The 14822-nt window shown below is 73.4% G+C and carries 15 protein-coding genes and 1 pseudogene; 3 read left to right on the forward strand and 13 right to left on the reverse strand.

Translation table 11 applies throughout. The annotated features are described in order from the left end of the window. Positions 1-26 precede the first annotated feature (26 nt). The 5 genes from F8R89_RS23765 to F8R89_RS23785 form a co-directional block, all read right to left on the reverse strand. Positions 27-200 (reverse strand): DUF805 domain-containing protein, encoded by a 174-nt coding sequence (locus tag F8R89_RS23765; RefSeq protein WP_151785841.1) that lies wholly within the window; start codon positions 198-200, stop codon positions 27-29. 34 nt (positions 201-234) lie between these two features. Then, positions 235-1287 (reverse strand): C40 family peptidase, encoded by a 1053-nt coding sequence (locus F8R89_RS23770; protein ID WP_151785842.1) that lies wholly within the window; start codon positions 1285-1287, stop codon positions 235-237. A 101-nt stretch (positions 1288-1388) separates the two neighbouring features. After that, positions 1389-1691 carry a hypothetical protein gene (locus tag F8R89_RS23775; protein ID WP_151785843.1) on the reverse strand — a complete coding sequence of 101 codons (303 nt, stop codon included), beginning with the start codon at positions 1689-1691 and terminating at the stop codon, positions 1389-1391. A gap of 10 nt (positions 1692-1701) precedes the next feature. Beyond that, a complete protein-coding gene (locus F8R89_RS23780; RefSeq protein ID WP_151785844.1) occupies positions 1702-2346 on the reverse strand; it encodes a TetR/AcrR family transcriptional regulator in 645 nt (214 codons plus the stop codon). 45 nt (positions 2347-2391) lie between these two features. Further along, entirely contained in the window at positions 2392-3330 is a 939-nt protein-coding gene (locus F8R89_RS23785) for an AurF N-oxygenase family protein (protein WP_151785845.1), read from the reverse strand. A gap of 126 nt (positions 3331-3456) precedes the next feature. On the opposite strand from F8R89_RS23785, the pseudogene F8R89_RS23790 reads away from it, so the two are divergent. After that, positions 3457-4148: pseudogene (locus F8R89_RS23790) on the forward strand (hypothetical protein). 10 nt (positions 4149-4158) lie between these two features. On the opposite strand, the gene F8R89_RS23795 reads toward F8R89_RS23790, so the two are convergent. The 6 genes from F8R89_RS23795 to F8R89_RS23820 all read right to left on the reverse strand — a co-directional run bounded on the left by F8R89_RS23795 (position 4159) and on the right by F8R89_RS23820 (position 10332). Then, entirely contained in the window at positions 4159-5634 is a 1476-nt protein-coding gene (locus F8R89_RS23795; protein WP_151785846.1) for a penicillin-binding transpeptidase domain-containing protein, read from the reverse strand. Next, positions 5631-7052, reverse strand: coding sequence for an FtsW/RodA/SpoVE family cell cycle protein (locus F8R89_RS23800; protein ID WP_151785847.1), 1422 nt, complete (start codon positions 7050-7052; stop codon positions 5631-5633). The genes F8R89_RS23795 and F8R89_RS23800 overlap by 4 nt, the downstream gene beginning before the upstream one ends. 43 nt (positions 7053-7095) lie before the next feature. Then, the gene (locus F8R89_RS23805) at positions 7096-7587 is read right to left on the reverse strand and encodes an SH3 domain-containing protein (RefSeq protein WP_151785848.1); all 492 of its coding nucleotides are present in this window, start codon (positions 7585-7587) and stop codon (positions 7096-7098) included. Positions 7588-7759: 172 nt separating this feature from the next. After that, entirely contained in the window at positions 7760-8995 is a 1236-nt protein-coding gene (locus F8R89_RS23810) for a sensor histidine kinase (protein WP_151785849.1), read from the reverse strand. Then, entirely contained in the window at positions 8992-9720 is a 729-nt protein-coding gene (locus F8R89_RS23815) for a hypothetical protein (protein ID WP_151785850.1), read from the reverse strand. Before F8R89_RS23815 ends, F8R89_RS23810 begins: the two co-directional genes overlap by 4 nt. 105 nt (positions 9721-9825) lie before the next feature. Then, a complete protein-coding gene (locus F8R89_RS23820) occupies positions 9826-10332 on the reverse strand; it encodes a dual specificity protein phosphatase family protein (RefSeq protein ID WP_151785851.1) in 507 nt (168 codons plus the stop codon). A gap of 114 nt (positions 10333-10446) precedes the next feature. Between F8R89_RS23820 and F8R89_RS23825 the strand changes: the two genes are divergently transcribed. Further along, entirely contained in the window at positions 10447-11253 is an 807-nt protein-coding gene (locus tag F8R89_RS23825) for a nuclease-related domain-containing protein (RefSeq protein ID WP_151785852.1), read from the forward strand. Positions 11254-11317: 64 nt separating this feature from the next. Here the strand turns inward: F8R89_RS23825 and ligD are convergent, their stop codons facing one another. Then, entirely contained in the window at positions 11318-12199 is an 882-nt protein-coding gene (gene ligD, locus F8R89_RS23830) for a non-homologous end-joining DNA ligase (RefSeq protein WP_151785853.1), read from the reverse strand. Between the two features lie 82 nt (positions 12200-12281). Here ligD and F8R89_RS23835 point away from each other — a divergent pair, with 82 nt between their 5' ends. Continuing rightward, entirely contained in the window at positions 12282-13397 is a 1116-nt protein-coding gene (locus tag F8R89_RS23835) for a Ku protein (RefSeq protein WP_151785854.1), read from the forward strand. A gap of 155 nt (positions 13398-13552) precedes the next feature. On the opposite strand, the gene F8R89_RS23840 is transcribed toward F8R89_RS23835, so the two are convergent. Continuing rightward, on the reverse strand, positions 13553-14287 hold the full coding sequence (locus F8R89_RS23840; protein WP_192806209.1) for a thioesterase II family protein: 735 nt from the start codon (positions 14285-14287) through the stop codon (positions 13553-13555). Positions 14288-14822 lie beyond the last annotated feature (535 nt).

Raw genomic sequence — 14822 nt, forward strand, 5'->3', positions numbered from 1 at the left:
CCGTCGGGTGGGCGAGGGTGAGGTGATCAGGCCGCGGCCGGGACCAGCTTCGGGTTCTCGCCGTACTTGTTCGCCAGCCACCCGCCGGAGCGGTCCGTGTCGTGCGGACGGCGGACGGCGACCGCGAGCGAGGGGATCAGCACGGCGAGCTCGTAGATGGCGGCGAGGACGCCGGAGCCGATCGTGGCGACGTCGATCATCGATCATCGGTGGCTCGATAAAAGGCCACTTCGGCTACTTTGACGTGCGCGTCCTGGGCGCCGGGCGGACCGCGCCCAGGACCGGGTTGGAGGCGATCGGGGAGATCGTGACCTTCGCGCCGGGACGCGGGGCCTGGACCACCTTGCCCTTGCCGATGTACAGGGCGACGTGCGTGGCGTCCGGGAAGTAGATCACCAAATCGCCGGGGCGCAGTTCGATCAGGGGGACGCGCTCGAGCCGTGCCCACTGCTCCTGGCTGGTACGGGGGATGCGGGTGCCGGCGTGCGCCCAGGCCCGCTGGGTCAGCCCCGAGCAGTCGTACGCCTTCGGGCCCTCGGCGCCCCACCGGTACGGCTTGCCCAGCTGCCGCTCGGCGAAGCGGATCGCACGCCGGGCCGGGGCGGACGGCTTGTGGTCGTCCTCGGCGAGGGTGCCCGACTCCAGCAGGTCCTTCTGCGCCTTCGTGACGCCCTTCTCCTCCAGCTCGGCCAGCGCGGCGAGCTGCTCGGCGGTGAGGGAGGCGAGGAGTTCCTCCACCTTCCGCAGCCGCTTCCGTACCGTGTCGCGGTCCTTCTTCTGCCGTTCGGCGAGGGCGAGTTGCCGGTCGAGGGCGGCGCGCGCGGCGTGGGCCAGCCGGTCGGCCGCGCGTTCCGTGCCGGTCAGCCGGCCGACGGTGTCGGCGCGCTCGCGGGCCAGCAGCCCGATGACATGACCCTGGTCCAGGGCGTGCTGAGGGTCCCGGGCCAGCAGCAGCCGGACGTACGGGGAGATCGCCGTGGTGTTCTGGTACTGCTGGCGGGCCAGCCGGCCGGCCGCGCCCCGGCTGTCGTGCAGCCGCAGCCGCGCGGCGGCGAGGGCCTTGTCCAGGCGGGCCACCTCGGCGCGCTGCCCGGCCAGCTTCTCCTCGGTGGCGTTGTACGTCTCGGTCGCCCGCTCCGCCTCCCGGTACAGCCTCTGAAGGTCCGCCAGGAGGGCGGCCGTGGTGCGCTCGGGGGGTTCGGGGGCCGCCGTGGCGGCCCCGGGTGCGAGGAGCGCGGCGGACAGCACGGCCGCGGTGCACGCCAGACGCAGCGGCCTTCCTGACATGACATCACCTCCGGTGCGGACAGGGTCTCTGCTCGCACCGAGAGCATCGGGCGGACGCACCGGGTGTGCGCGCGGGACGTGCGCGGTTCGGCGTAGGCCGGTCACCCGTGGGGGTCGTCCGGTGTGCCGCGCGGCGTGTCGCCGGGACGCGACCACGGCCAGTTCAGCCGGCGGCCCTGCTCGCCCTCGGGGTCGTAGGCGTACTTCCAGCGCCGGGACAGGCCCGGCCGGGCGCCCTGCGCGCGCGGCACGCGGCGGTAGACGAGGACCGTGGGCGGCCCGCCGTCGGGGTCCGGGACGGGGATGCGGTACGTCTTCGGCGGGTGGCCGGTGATCCCCAGCAGCACCGGCAGCACGCGGCCGTCCATCGGGCCGCCCTCGAACGGGGTGTCTTCGCTCTTCACGGGACCAGTGTCAGCCATCCGCCAGGAGGCGCTCGGCCAGTGCGGCGGTCTGCGGGTCCCGGGCGGCGGTCACCGACAGCACGGCGACGAACTGGTCCACCAGCCAGTCGCGCAGTTCCGCCACGGGCGGCTGCTTGCCCTCGTCGAGCCAGATGAGGGAGGCCGCCTCCACGGCCGTGATCCACATGCGGACGGTCATCCGCAGCCGCAGCCCCGGATCGCCGACCTCCAGATGCCGCAGGATGTGCTCGGCGGCGGCGCGGCGCACCCCGTCGACGATGGCGGTCGTCCGGGACGTCTCGACGACGCTGCCGCCCTGGAGGAGGGCGCTGAAGCCGGTGTCGTGCTGGTCGACGAAGGCGAGGTACCGGTCGAGCGCGCGGGCGAGCCGGGGGACCAGGGGACCCTCGCGGGGCTCGTCGAAGCAGGTCCGCAGCTCCTCGGCGGCGGAGCGCAGGGCCGCCTCGTACAGCTGCTGCTTGCCGCCCGGGAAGTACCGGTACACCAGGGGACGGGAGACCCCGGCCGCCTCCGCCACGTCGTCGAGGGAGACCTCCTCGGGGGCGCGGTGCGCGAAGAGTCCGAGGGCGGCGTCGAGGAGCTGGGTACGGCGCTCCTCGACGCTCAGGCGGCGGTAGGCGGGAGCGGCTGGCATGGAAGGAAGCCTAACCGCCGGGCCGGAAGGGACCAGGGGCCATGCCTAGGCGAGCAGGCCCGACGACTTCCACAGGCGGCGGCCCACTCCGCGCAGGACGCCGATGTCGTCCAGGAAGTCGGTCAGCCGCTTGGCGCCGGTCTGCATGACCTCGCGGCGGTGGCCGCTGGCCTTCACCTGCGCCATGGCCTCCTTCTTGTCGAGGCCGACGTTGGTGTAGACGTCCGGGTTGACGAAGGCGACCGAGAAGACGCGGGCGAACTCGCCCGAGGTGACCCGGGTGAACTCCTGCGACCACCGCGGCGCCGTCATCATCTGCCGGCGCAGCTCCTCACGGGCGTACCGCACATGGCGGGCCTCCTCGACCACGTGGATACGGGTGACGCCCCGGATGAGGGTCTGGACGCGCTCGTCCGGGAAGGTCAGGCGCTGCATCCAGTCGAGGATCTCCTCGCCGAGCAGGGTGGCCGTGAAGGAGCCCGGGGTGGTGGAGATCGTCTTGAACAGCCGGCCCAGGTTCTGGTGGACGCGGCTGACGGGGTACCAGGGCGTGCCGCCGTGGGAGATCAGGCGCGCGAACATCTTGGAGTGCCGGCACTCGTCCTCGATCTCGGTGAGCGCGTACCGCACGTGGGCGCTCGTCGCGGACTTGTCGTAGATGTGCCGGACCAGCAGCTGCATCAGGATGATCTCGAACCAGATGCCGAGGGAGGCGAGCGCGGCGGCCTCGTGCTGGGAGAGCGCGATGCGCTGCTCCTCGCTCATCCGCTTCCACATCGGGGTGTCGTAGAGCGAGACGAGCTCCGGCGGCCAGAACCACTTGCCCTCCTCGAAGGGCGCGTCCCAGTCGAGCTCCTTGTCGGGGTCGAAGGAGTGCTTCGCGGAAGAGGCGAGGAGGCGTTCGGCCACCTGTTCGCGGTCCTTGAGCAGGCCGAGCGCGTCGCGCAGTCCGTCCAGCGCCTCGGCTTCCGTCAGGGCAGTCATCGGTCCCTCACCTCGTTACCGGTGGTCACATCGTACGGGTCTTATGAGACTGCCTGTCAGCAAGCCCGTCAATCCCCCGTGCCGCACTTGTTGACCCCGCGTCCACCAAGGAGGAGCCTGCGCCATATGCCGACATTCGACGTGTACGCCGACGATCCGGGTGACCCCCTCTGGCAGGTACCGGCGACCGGCGCGGCCCGCTTCACCTGGGAGTACGACGACGGCCGCGAACGCCTCCTCGCCCTCTACCAGAAGGGCAAGGACAGACAGTGGGACGGGCAGCGCAGGATCGACTGGGACCTGGAGGTCGACCCGTACGACCCGCTGGGCACCCCCGAGGACGCGATGGCCCTGTACGGCACACCCCACTGGGACCGGATGAACGACCGGGAGAGATGGCCCTGCGCGACCACTACCGGCAGCTCACCGACGCCGAGCTCCGCGAACGCGAGGAGTTCGTCATCGAGGGCTGCTACCTCATGCGCGACCGGCTGCGGGGCGTCGAGGTCCTGGAGAACTTCGGCATCCCGAAGGCGGAGGCCGAGGAGCTCAGCGAGCGCTCCGAGTTCCTCCAGCTGTTCCGCCGGCTGCTGTTCTCCCGCATCGTGCCCTGCGTCAAGGACATCGGCCTGTGGGGCGGACGCCTCCAGCAGGCCTACGTCGACATGGGCGTCCTGGAGATGGGCGACCACAACCTGGACCTGCTGATGTCCCAGGACGAGGAGATCGCCGAGCGGCTGGACGCCGAGCGGTTCGCGCGCGAGGAGCGCGAGCGGGTCGCCGAGGTGACCGACGCCGTGCGCGCGGGCGGCGACTGAGCCGCCCGGATCACCGCCGCGGCTCAGGCGACGACTTCAGCACGGCCTCCATCACCGCCCGCGCGATCGGCGCCGCGTCCCCGCCGCCGCTGATCTCGCCACGGTCCGCGTCCGCGTCCTCCACGACCACGGCGACCGCGACCTTCGGCTCCACGTCGCGGTCGCCCTGCGCCCACGAGACGAACCAGGCGTACGGCGTCCCGGAGTTGCCCAGGCCGTGCTGCGCGGTGCCGGTCTTGCCGCCGACCGTCGCGCCCGGGATCCAGGCGTTCGTACCGGTGCCCTCCCGCACCACGTCCACCATCAGCTCCCGCAGCTTCGCGGCCGTCGAGGGCCGCATCGCCTGCCGCATCGGCCGGGACCCGGCCGCCGCCACCGTGCCCCCGCCCGCCCGCACCGTGCGCTCCACCAGATACGGCGAGCGCACCTGACCCCCGTTGGCCACGGCCGCCGCCACCATCGCCATCTGCAACGGCGTGGCCCGCGTGTTGTACTGCCCGATCGACGACAGCGCGAGCTGCGCCCGGTCCACCCGGGTGTCGAACGTGGACCGGGCCACCGAGTAGGGGATCTTCAGATCCGGGTCGTTGAACCCGAACGCGCCCGCCGTCGCCGCCATCCGCTCCACGCCCACCTCGACGCCGAGCTTCGCGAACACCGTGTTGCAGGACCACTCGAACGCCTTGCGCAGCGGCACGTCCTCGCAGCCCTCGGACGCGTTCGTCAGCTTCGTCCGGGTGCCCGGCAGCGTGTACGGGTCCGGGGTGCGGGTGCGGACGTCCAGGTCCTCGACCACCCCCGCGTCCAGGGCGGCGGCGGCCGTCACCACCTTGAAGGTCGACCCCGGCGGATACGTCTTGCGCACCGCCCGGTTCAGCATCGGCTTGTCCGGGTCCCGGTTCAGCGTCGACCAGGACCGGGCCACCGCCGAGCCGTTCCCCGACAGCACCGACGGGTCGTAGGAGGGCGCCGACACCAGGGCCAGGACGCGGCCCGTCGACGGCTCGATCGCCGCGACCGCCCCCTTGCGGCCCGCCAGCCCCTCGTACGCGGCCTCCTGCGCGGCCGCCCGCAGCGTGGTGACCACGTCCCCGCCCGGGTACCGGCCCCGCGCGGCGGCCCCCCACAGGGGGAACGGCGACAGCAGCGGGTCGGTGCCCGCCAGGACTCCGTCCTCGGTGTGCTCCAGCAGGGTCGTGCCGTAGACCTGCGAGGCGTAGCCGGTCACCGGGGCGTACATCGGGCCGTTCGTGTACGTCCGCTCGTAGCGCAGATGCTCCCCGGTGTCCTGCGAGCCGGTGACCGGCGCCCCGTCGACCAGGATGTTCCCGCGCGGCTGCCCGTACCGGGCGATGGTGGTGCGCCGGTTGGCGATGTTGTCGCCGTACGACGGGGCCTCGACGACCTGCACGCGGGCGGCGTTGACCAGCAGCGCGGCCAGCAGCAGCGCGCAGAAGAATGCGGCGCGGCGGATGTGCCGGGTCATCGGGCGGCCCCCGCGGGCTCGTGCCGACCCGTCTCCGGCGCCGCGGCCTCCTCGCCGCGGGGCACGCCGAGACGGCTGCGGGCGCGGTCGCTCAGCCGGATCAGCAGCGCCACGATCGCCCAGTTGGTGACGACCGACGAGCCGCCCTGCGCCAGGAACGGCATCGCCATGCCGGTCAACGGGATCAGCCCGGTCACCCCGCCCGCGATCACGAACACCTGGAGCGCCACGATGGAGGCGAGCCCCACCGCGAGCAGCCGCCCGAACGGGTCGCGCAGCGCGAGGCCCGTCCGGTAGCCGCGCTCCACGAGCAGGCCGTACAGCAGGAAGACCGCGGACAGCCCGGCCAGGCCCAGCTCCTCCCCGGCGGTGGCCAGGATGAAGTCCGACTTGGCCGCGAAGCCGATCAGGATCGAGTGGCCGAGGCCGAGCCCGGTGCCGAACGTGCCGCCCGCCGCGAAGGCGAACAGCGACTGGGAGAGCTGGTTGGGGCCCTCACCCGCCTCGATGGAGGCGAACGGGTGCCGCCAGTCCTCCACCCGCGCGTGCACATGCGGCTCCAGCAGGCCCACGGCGACCGCGCCGAGGGCGGCCAGCAGCAGACCGACCGCGATCCAGCCGGTGCGCCCGGTGGCCACGTACAGCAGCACCACGAACAGCCCGAAGAACAACAGCGAGGTGCCCAGGTCCCGTTCGAGGACGAGCACGCCCACGCTGATGAGCCAGATCGCGACGATGGGGCCGAGGACCCGCCCGGTCGGCAGCTGCAGCCGCTCCACCCCGAGGACCCGCCGGCCCGTGTACGCCAGCGCGCTGCGGTTGGCGGCCAGGTACGCGGCGAAGAACACCGCGAGCAGCACCTTCGCGAACTCGCCGGGCTGGATGGAGAATCCGGCGATCCGGATCCAGATGCGGGCGCCGTTCACCGAGGGGAAGAGGATCGGCAGGGTCAGCAGGGCGAGCGCGGCGACGACACAGACGTACGCGTACCGCTGGAGCACCCGGTGGTCGCGCAGCAGCAGCACGACCACGATGAACAGGGCCACCCCCAGCGTGGACCACACGAGTTGGGTGGGCGCCGCCGCGTCGCCCGGCGTCTCCAGGTCGAGCCGGTAGATCAGCACCAGGCCGAGCCCGTTGAGCAGGACGCCGATCGGCAGCAGCAGGGGGTCCGCGGCGGGGGCGCGCAGGCGTACGGCCAGATGCGCGACCAGCGCCAGCACGCCCAGCCCGGCGCCGTAGCCGGCGGCGCCGGGCGGAACGGTGCCCTGCCGGGCGAGGCCGACCGCGCAGTAGCCGTACACGCTGAGCAGGACGGCCACGACGATGAGGGACAGTTCGATGCCACGGCGCCGGGGGAGGGGTGCGGCGGGAGCGGGTGCGTCCGCTGCCGCCAGGGAGGTTCCGGCCTTGATCATGTCCGGAACCTACCCAAATAGTCCGTCTCGCGCGCCTGATGCCTCAGCACCAGCGCGGCGTGTGCCCGAAGGTGTCGATGTAGCGCGCCGAGCCCCAGGCCCAGATGCCGTCCGCGAGGAGGTACCAGTTCCCGTTGCCCTGGACGCTCTCGCCCCGGGTCTTGCAGAAGATGCGGACACGGTCCCCCCGGTGCACGACACGGATGACCTGGCTGCCCCGGTTCGGCGCACTGCGCAGCAGCAACGTGCCGGCGGTCACCCGGCCCCGGGTGAACTGCTGGTTCCCGCCCTGACCGCCACCCCAGTCGCCCTGGGCCGCGCCCTGTGAGGCGCCCTGCGAGGCCCCCTGGCCGTTCTGCTCCCCGCCCTGGCCGCTCCAGTCCCCACCCACTCCCTGGGCCCCGCCCCAGTCCCCCTGCGACTCCGTGCCGGTGCCGGACCCCCACTCGTCGTCGGCCAGGGCGGGTGTGGCGGCCGCGGCGGTGGCCAGCAGACCGGCGGCTATGGACAGGGCGAAACGCGAACGCAGGGCCATGAGGCACCTCCGAGGACAGTCCCGGACAACCCCCGGGACAGGAAAACCTGACTGATCGCCACGTTAGGAGCGGCCCGGGGGCTGCCGCGCGTCTGAATGGGCCAACCGAGCGGCCCGTGCCGGGGGGAGAGGCCAGTGCGACGGACGTCAGCCGTGTCGCACCCCGCCGCTCCTACGGCAGCGCCAACCGCGCCACCGCGCCGCCGTCCTCCGCGTTGGTGAACGTCAGGCGGGCGCCCAGGACCTCTGCCTGGCCGAGGGCGATCGTCAGGCCCAGGCCGTGGCCCGTGGTGCCGCCCTCCGTGCGGAAGCGCTGGGGGCCGTGTGCCACCAGGTAGTCCGGGTAGCCCTCGCCGTGGTCCCGGACCGTCACCACGGGACCGTCGACCGTCAGCACCACCGGTGCCCGGCCGTGCTTGTGCGCGTTGGCCACCAGGTTCCCCAGCACCCGCTCCAGCCGCCGCCGGTCCGTCTCCACGACGGCGTCCCGCACCACGACGACCTCCGTGTCACCGGCGGCGCCCCGCACCACCCGGTCGGCCAGCGCGGCCAGCGACTCCGTGTCCACTTCGGAGCGCTCGCGGCCCGACTCCAGCCGCGAGATCTCCAGCAGGTCCTCGGTCAGCGTCCGCAGCGCCGCCACCCGGTCCCGCACCAGCTCGGTCGGCCGTCCCGGCGGCAGCAGCTCGGCCGCCGCGTGCAGCCCCGTCAGCGGGGTGCGCAACTCGTGCGCCACGTCCGCCGTGAAGCGCTGCTCGGCCAGCAGCTTGGCCTGGAGCGAGGACGCCATGGAGTCCAGGGCGGCCGCGACCACGGCCACCTCGTCCTGCGGCCGGTCCGGGTCCTTCGTCCGGGGGTCGCCCACCCGCGCGTCCAGGTCGCCGACGCTGATCCGCCGGGCCACCCCGGCCGTCGTGTGCAGCCGGCGCGTCACCCGCGTCACCGCGAACGCGCCCGCCAGCACCGTCACCCCGATCGCCAGCGCCGACGACCACAGGATCGCCCGGTCCAGACCGTCTATCGTGCGGGCCTGCTGCGAGTAGTCCACCTCGACGGCGAGGACCCGGCCCCGGTCGACGGGACCCGCCGCCCACATCGTGGGGCGCCCCCGGTGATGGGCCACGACGGTGCCCCGCTCGCCGCCCAGCGCCAGGTCCCGCAGGGAACGCGGCAGGCCCGGCGGGTCGACCGCGGCGCCGGGAGCGAGCCTGTCCCCGGCCTCGAACGCCGTCGTGGCGCCCGCCAGCCGGTCCAGCGCCAGGTCGCGCGCCTTGCCGACGGTCTGGTTGGTCACCGAGACGTGCACCAGCACACCGAGCAGGGCCGCCAGCGCACAGCACATCACCGTGATGAACACGGCGGCCCGCACGGCGAGCGGACCGGCCCACCGGGGCAGCCAGAGCCTCACGGGGTGCCCGCCGAGGGGGACACGGACGCCTTCGGCGACTTCGGCGGCTTCGTCGGGTGCGGCCCGGTGCGCAGCATCTCGTCGTGGGTCAGCAGCATCGCCTTCTGGTCCGGCTCCCACGTCCACTGGAGCCGGTACTCGTACCCGGCGACCTCCGACGGTGAGCGGATGATCACCGAACGCCGGGCCAGCTCCACCCCGCTGACGGCGTCGTCCCAGCTCATCACCTGCACCAGCCGGTCCTTCTCGACCGTGTAGACGCGCACCGCCGTGGTCCGGCCCGGCAGCAGCCGGAAGCCCAGCGTCAGATCGGCGCGCCCGTCACCGGTGAGATCCCGGTAGTAGGGCCGCAGCACCGGGCACCGGCCGTGCCCCGCGCCGTCACCGCAGTCGTCGATCAGCCGCCCGGTCTCGCGGTACGGCGCCTTGTCGCCCTCGTAGTCCCCGGGACTCTTCGCCATCTCCCGGCGCACGACGTCCACCGGGTCCACGGCGCGGATGTCCCCGCCGGGCACGGTGAGGCCCTTGACGACCTCCCGGTTCACCTCGCCGATCACATACGCCGGACTCGACGCGGGCGTCAGCCGCGGCCACAGCTTGTCCGGTGCCACCGCGGTCTCGGTCGGGCCCGCGCTCCGCAGCTCCCCGGCGTCACCGCACCCCGCGACGGCCGCCGACAGCACGGCGACGAGCGCGGCGAGGCGCATGAGGCGGCTGCGGGGCACGGTTCTCCAGGGAAGGGCGGGCGCTGAGCGGGCGCTGGGCGGGCGCGTCCACAGTATTCGTACGGAAGTCCTTTTTGCGCACCCGGGGTCGGAGGGGCGGCACGATCACCCGTCGAGTTCCTCCAGCAGCCGGGCGACCGGCAGTCCCGCGTGGAGGTAGTCGACGAACAGCTCGTTGTGCAGCGCCCAGGGAGAGCGGCGGGAGCGTATCAGCCGGATCGCCCGGTCGGCCGAGTGCCCGCCGCGGATCAGCGCCTGGGCGACGACCAGCCCCGACCGGTTGTAACCGTGGTAGCAGCGCACCAGGACCCTGCGGCCCGCGTCCAGCGCCTCCGTCACGGCGTCCGCGAGCCGGATCACGCCCGCGAGCTGCGTCCCGTCCAGCGGCCCGTCCGGGATCGGCCACACATGGTGCTCCACGCCCGGGTCGGGCCCGTGCCCGGGCAGCCGCAGCAAGGTCTGGACGAGGTCGAACTCGTCCCGCACCACGGCGAACTCCAGCTGCCCCGCCGGACCGCGGAACTGGTGCCCGCCCATCCACAGGCCGGGCACGATCTCGCTCCAGGGACTGTCCGGAGCGGGTACGTCGGGTTGCTTCCTGCGGGTACGCAACGGCGCCTCCCCAGCCGCCCCTCGCGGGGCCCTGCCCAACTCCTCCCCAAGGTAACCGGGTTCTTGCCCGCGCAGCACCCCGCCTGTTCCCATGGTCGGTGGGGTAATGGTGCCATGAGCGAACTGCGCGTCGTACCAGCCTGGCGGCACGGCCAGGAACAGCTGTACGTCTGCCTCCCGGACGGGCGGAACATCGCCTGGTACGACCGGGAGGCGGCCCGCGTCAACCTGCTGGTCCGGGACCACCGCGAGGAGGTGCTGGAGGCCCTCGGCCCCTTCGTCACCGGCCCGGTCACGGTGGGCCCGCCCCCGGTCCCCACCCCCGCCGACCTGGCCCGGCTCGCCCTCCACCCGGACGACGACCTGGCCCCCAACCGCCCCGGCGAGGCGCTGCTCGTCGCCCTCGACCGCGACCCCGGCCCCGCCCACCGCCTGCGCGCCGACCCCCGGCGGCGGGCGCTGACCGCCGAGCGGACCGTCGGCGAGGCGCTGGACCTCCTGGACGGCGCCGGCTGGCGCGTCCTGCACTCCGTGCCGCTGCCCGGCGGCGACCGCGTCCACCATCTGCTGATCGGGCCCGGCGGCCTGTTCGCCCTGCACAGCCTGTACGCCCGCCGGCAGAAGGTCACCGTCGCCGATCCGCTGGTCACGCTCGGCCGGCGCACGACCGAGCCGCTGCTGCGGCGCCTGCGCGCCGACGCCGGCCGGGCGGCGCACGCCCTGACGGCCGAGGTCCGCCCGGTCCTCGTCCTCGTCGACCCGGCCGAGGTGGCGGTGCCCACGCCACCGAGCGAGGTACGGGTGCTCCGGGACACGGAGATCGCCGGGTTCGCGCGGACGGGCGGGCTGCTGAAGCCGGCGGACGTCGAGGCCCTGTTCGCGCTGGCCCGGGACCGCACGGTGTGGACGGCGGCGCTGTGAGCCGTACGGGCGTCGCGGAGTCGTAGTCCGTCGCGGAGCCGTACGGCCGACCCGGTCGCGGGCGTCAGGGCACCTCGGCCGCGGCCTTCGGATCCAGCAGGGGCGCCAGCAGGTCGCCGTAGTCCTGCAGGCGCGGGGCGAGGTCCGGAGCGAGAAAGGCCAGGGAGCGGGGGGAGCTGCACTCCGCCACCTCCTCCCAGGTGACCGGCGCCGACACCAGGGGCTCGGCGCGGGCGCGCAGGGTGTAGGGGGCGGCCGTCGTCTTGCGGGCGGCGTTCTGGCTCCAGTCGACGAAGACCTTGCCTGGCCGCAGGCTCTTCGTCATCCGGTGCACGACCAGCCGGGGCATCGCCCGCTCCGCCTCCACGGCGAGCTCCTTGGCGTACTCCGTGGCCCGCTCGGACGACACCGGCCGTACGGCCGCGCTGAGGTGCAGGCCCTTGGAGCCGGAGGTCTTGGCGTACGCCTCGATGCCGTCGGCGGCCAGCCGCTCCCGCAGCCACAGGGCGACCTCGCAGCACTCGACCACCGAGGCGGGCGCCCCGGGGTCCAGGTCGAAGACCAGCCGGTCCGCCTCACCGGGCGCCTGGATCACCCACTGGGGCGTATGGAACTCGGTGACCAGGTTCGCGGCCCACATCAGACTCGCCAGATCCTGCACCAGCACCATCCGCGCCGGCCCCTCCATGCGGGGCACCTCGGCGGTGGTGACCCAGTCGGGGGTGCCCGGCGGCACGTTCTTGGCGAAGAACAGCTGTCCGTCCGGACCGTCCGGGTAGCGCAGGAACGACACCGGCCGGTCGCGCAGATGCGGCAGCAGCACCGGCGCGGTGGTGGCGTAGTAGTGCAGCACCTCGCCCTTGGTGAAGCCGGTCGCCGGATACAGCACCTTCTCCAGGTTGCTCAGCGCGAGCCGTCGCCCCTCCACCTCTGTGATCGGCGTCATACGATGAGGATTCCAGAGAAACGGATGAATATAGGAACAATCCTGGCACAACGCCCGGTGTATCGACCGAAGGGGTGCGGAAGTGCGATCCATCTGGAACGGCGCCATCTCGTTCGGCCTGGTCAGCATCCCCATCAAGCTGGTGAACGCCACCCAGAACCGCTCGATCTCGTTCCGGCAGATCCACACGGAGGACGGCGGCCGGATCCGCTACCGCAAGGTCTGCGAGCTGGAGGACCGCGAGGTCGGCCAGGCCGAGATCGGCAAGGGGTACGAGGACGCGGACGGCACGATCGTCCCGATCACCGACGAGGACCTGTCCCACCTCCCGCTGCCGACCGCCCGGACCATCGAGATCGTCGCCTTCGTCCCGGCCGACCGGATCGACCCGCTCCAGATGGACGCCGCCTACTACCTCGCGGCGGGCGGGGCGCAGGCCGCCAAACCGTACACCCTGCTGCGCGAGGCGCTCAAGCGCAGCCAGAAGGTGGCCATCGCCAAGTACGCCCTGCGCGGCCGGGAGCGGCTCGGCATGCTGCGGGTCGTCGACGACGCCATCGCCATGCACGGTCTGCTGTGGCCGGACGAGGTCCGGGCCCCCGAGGGCGTCGCACCGGACACACCCGTCACCGTGAACGACAAGGAGCTCGACCTCGCGGACGCCCTGATGGACACCCTCGGCGAGATCGAGCTGGAGGAGCTGCACGACGAGTACCGCGAGGCGCTGGAGGAGGTGGTCGCCGCGAAGGTCTCCGGCGAGGCCCCGCCCGAGACCCCCGAGCCGGCGCGCTCCGGCAAGGTCCTCGACCTGATGGCCGCCCTGGAGAAGAGCGTGCGCGCGGCGAAGGAGTCGCGGGGCGAGGAACCGGCCGACTCGGGGGAGCCGGCGAAGACCTCGGAGGCGGAGGTACGGACGCTGCCGCAGCGCAAGTCCGCCCGCGCGGCCCCGAAGCAGACCTCCGGGAAGAAGTCCGCGGCCGGCGGGAAGACCGCCGCGAAGAAGACGGCCTCGTCGGCGTCGTCCGCGTCGTCCGCGTCGTCCACGTCGTCCACGTCCTCCGCGAGGAAGTCGACGTCCAAGTCCGCCCAGGGCGCGAAGAAGTCGACGGCCAAGAGCACCGCCAAGACGACGGCGAAGACGACGGCGGCCAGGAAGCCCGCGGCCAAGAAGACGGCTTCCCGGAAACGGTCGGCGTGAGGCGGTCTTCCGGAGACGGCCGGCATGGGACGGCCTTCCGCGAACGGCCGGCGCGGGACGGCCTTCCGGGCATGGTCTGCGTGGGACGGCCTTCCGCGAACGGTCGGCGTGGGACGGCCTTCCGGAAACGGTCGGCGTGAGCCGGTCCCGTCCGCTCAGGCCAGCCGCTCGGCGAGCAGGGCCAGCACCTCCCGCTTGCGCGGGGTGAGGTAGAAGTGACCGCCCTCGAAGGCCCGCACCTCCAGGTCCCCCGAGGTGACGTCCGCCCAGGACGCCAGGTTCTCGACCGGGCACACCGGATCGCGGTCCCCGCCGCAGGCGGTCACCGGGACGGCCAGCCGGCGCAGCGGGGCCGGGCGGTGGGCCGCCAGCAGCCGGAAGTCCGCGCGCAGCGCCGGCATGATCACGGGCCGCAGCTCGGGATGGTCGTACACGGCGGCACCGGCGGGATCGAGCCTGCGCAAGAGCCGCAGGATCTCGTCGTCGTCCGGGGCCGGACGCGCCGCGAGCTCGTGCGGGCCGCGCGGTCGCGCCCGCCCCGACACCACGAGCCGGACCAGGCCGACGCCCGCGTCCTCCAGCCGGCCGGCCACCTCGTACGCCACCGCCGAGCCCATGCTGTGCCCGAACAGCGCCAGGGGCAGCCCGTCCGCCGCCTCCTGGAGCAGCGCCTCGGCGATCACGCCGGCCAGCTCCTCCATCGTCGCCGGGCACGGGTCGTCCAGCCGGTCCTGGCGGCCGGGGTACTGCACCGACAGCACCTCGAGCCAGGGCGGGGCCGGCGCCGTCCAGCCGTGAAAGAAGCCGGCGGCCCCGCCAGCGTGCGGGAAGCACACCAGACGCGTCCGCGCACCGGGGGAGCGCACGCCCCGCAGCCACCGGGTCCGCATGCCGGGCACGGTCACGAGGCGCCCCCGGTCATGGGGAGTCCGGTCGCGGGGAGTCCGGTCATCGGGAGTCCGGCCACGAGGAGTCTGGCCATGGGAGTCCGGTCATGAGGTCACCCCGCGCCCGAGGGTGCGTGCCGGAGCGGGGCATGTTCTGACGGCCACCTGAGCACTCCCGTCGCATAGGGATCCCGACCGGGAACTGTAGTTCGACCCGGCGGCCGCCGCCGCCCCGCGCACGCAAACCGGCCGAGAAACCTCCCCACCAGGCGCCCCGCACGCCCCGGCACCCGGTGATCACCGGCCCGCGGGTCCACCCGACGGGCCGTCACGGCGACGATCTCGTAGACACCTACGAACGTTTGCGGTCACCGGACCACCCGCCGCCCGCTGACCGGTTCGCACCCTTGCTCCATTTCGCGGCTCCGTGCCCGCCCCGCAGGGCCGGAGTGGCCGTACGGGCTTGCCCGATGGGCTGGTCCGACCAACTCGCCCCTCCCTAGGATGGGTTGTCGGCGAGGTGATCCTCCTCGGCCGG

It is taken from the genome of Streptomyces sp. SS1-1, from assembly GCF_008973465.1.
In the GTDB taxonomy this organism is placed as follows: domain Bacteria; phylum Actinomycetota; class Actinomycetes; order Streptomycetales; family Streptomycetaceae; genus Streptomyces.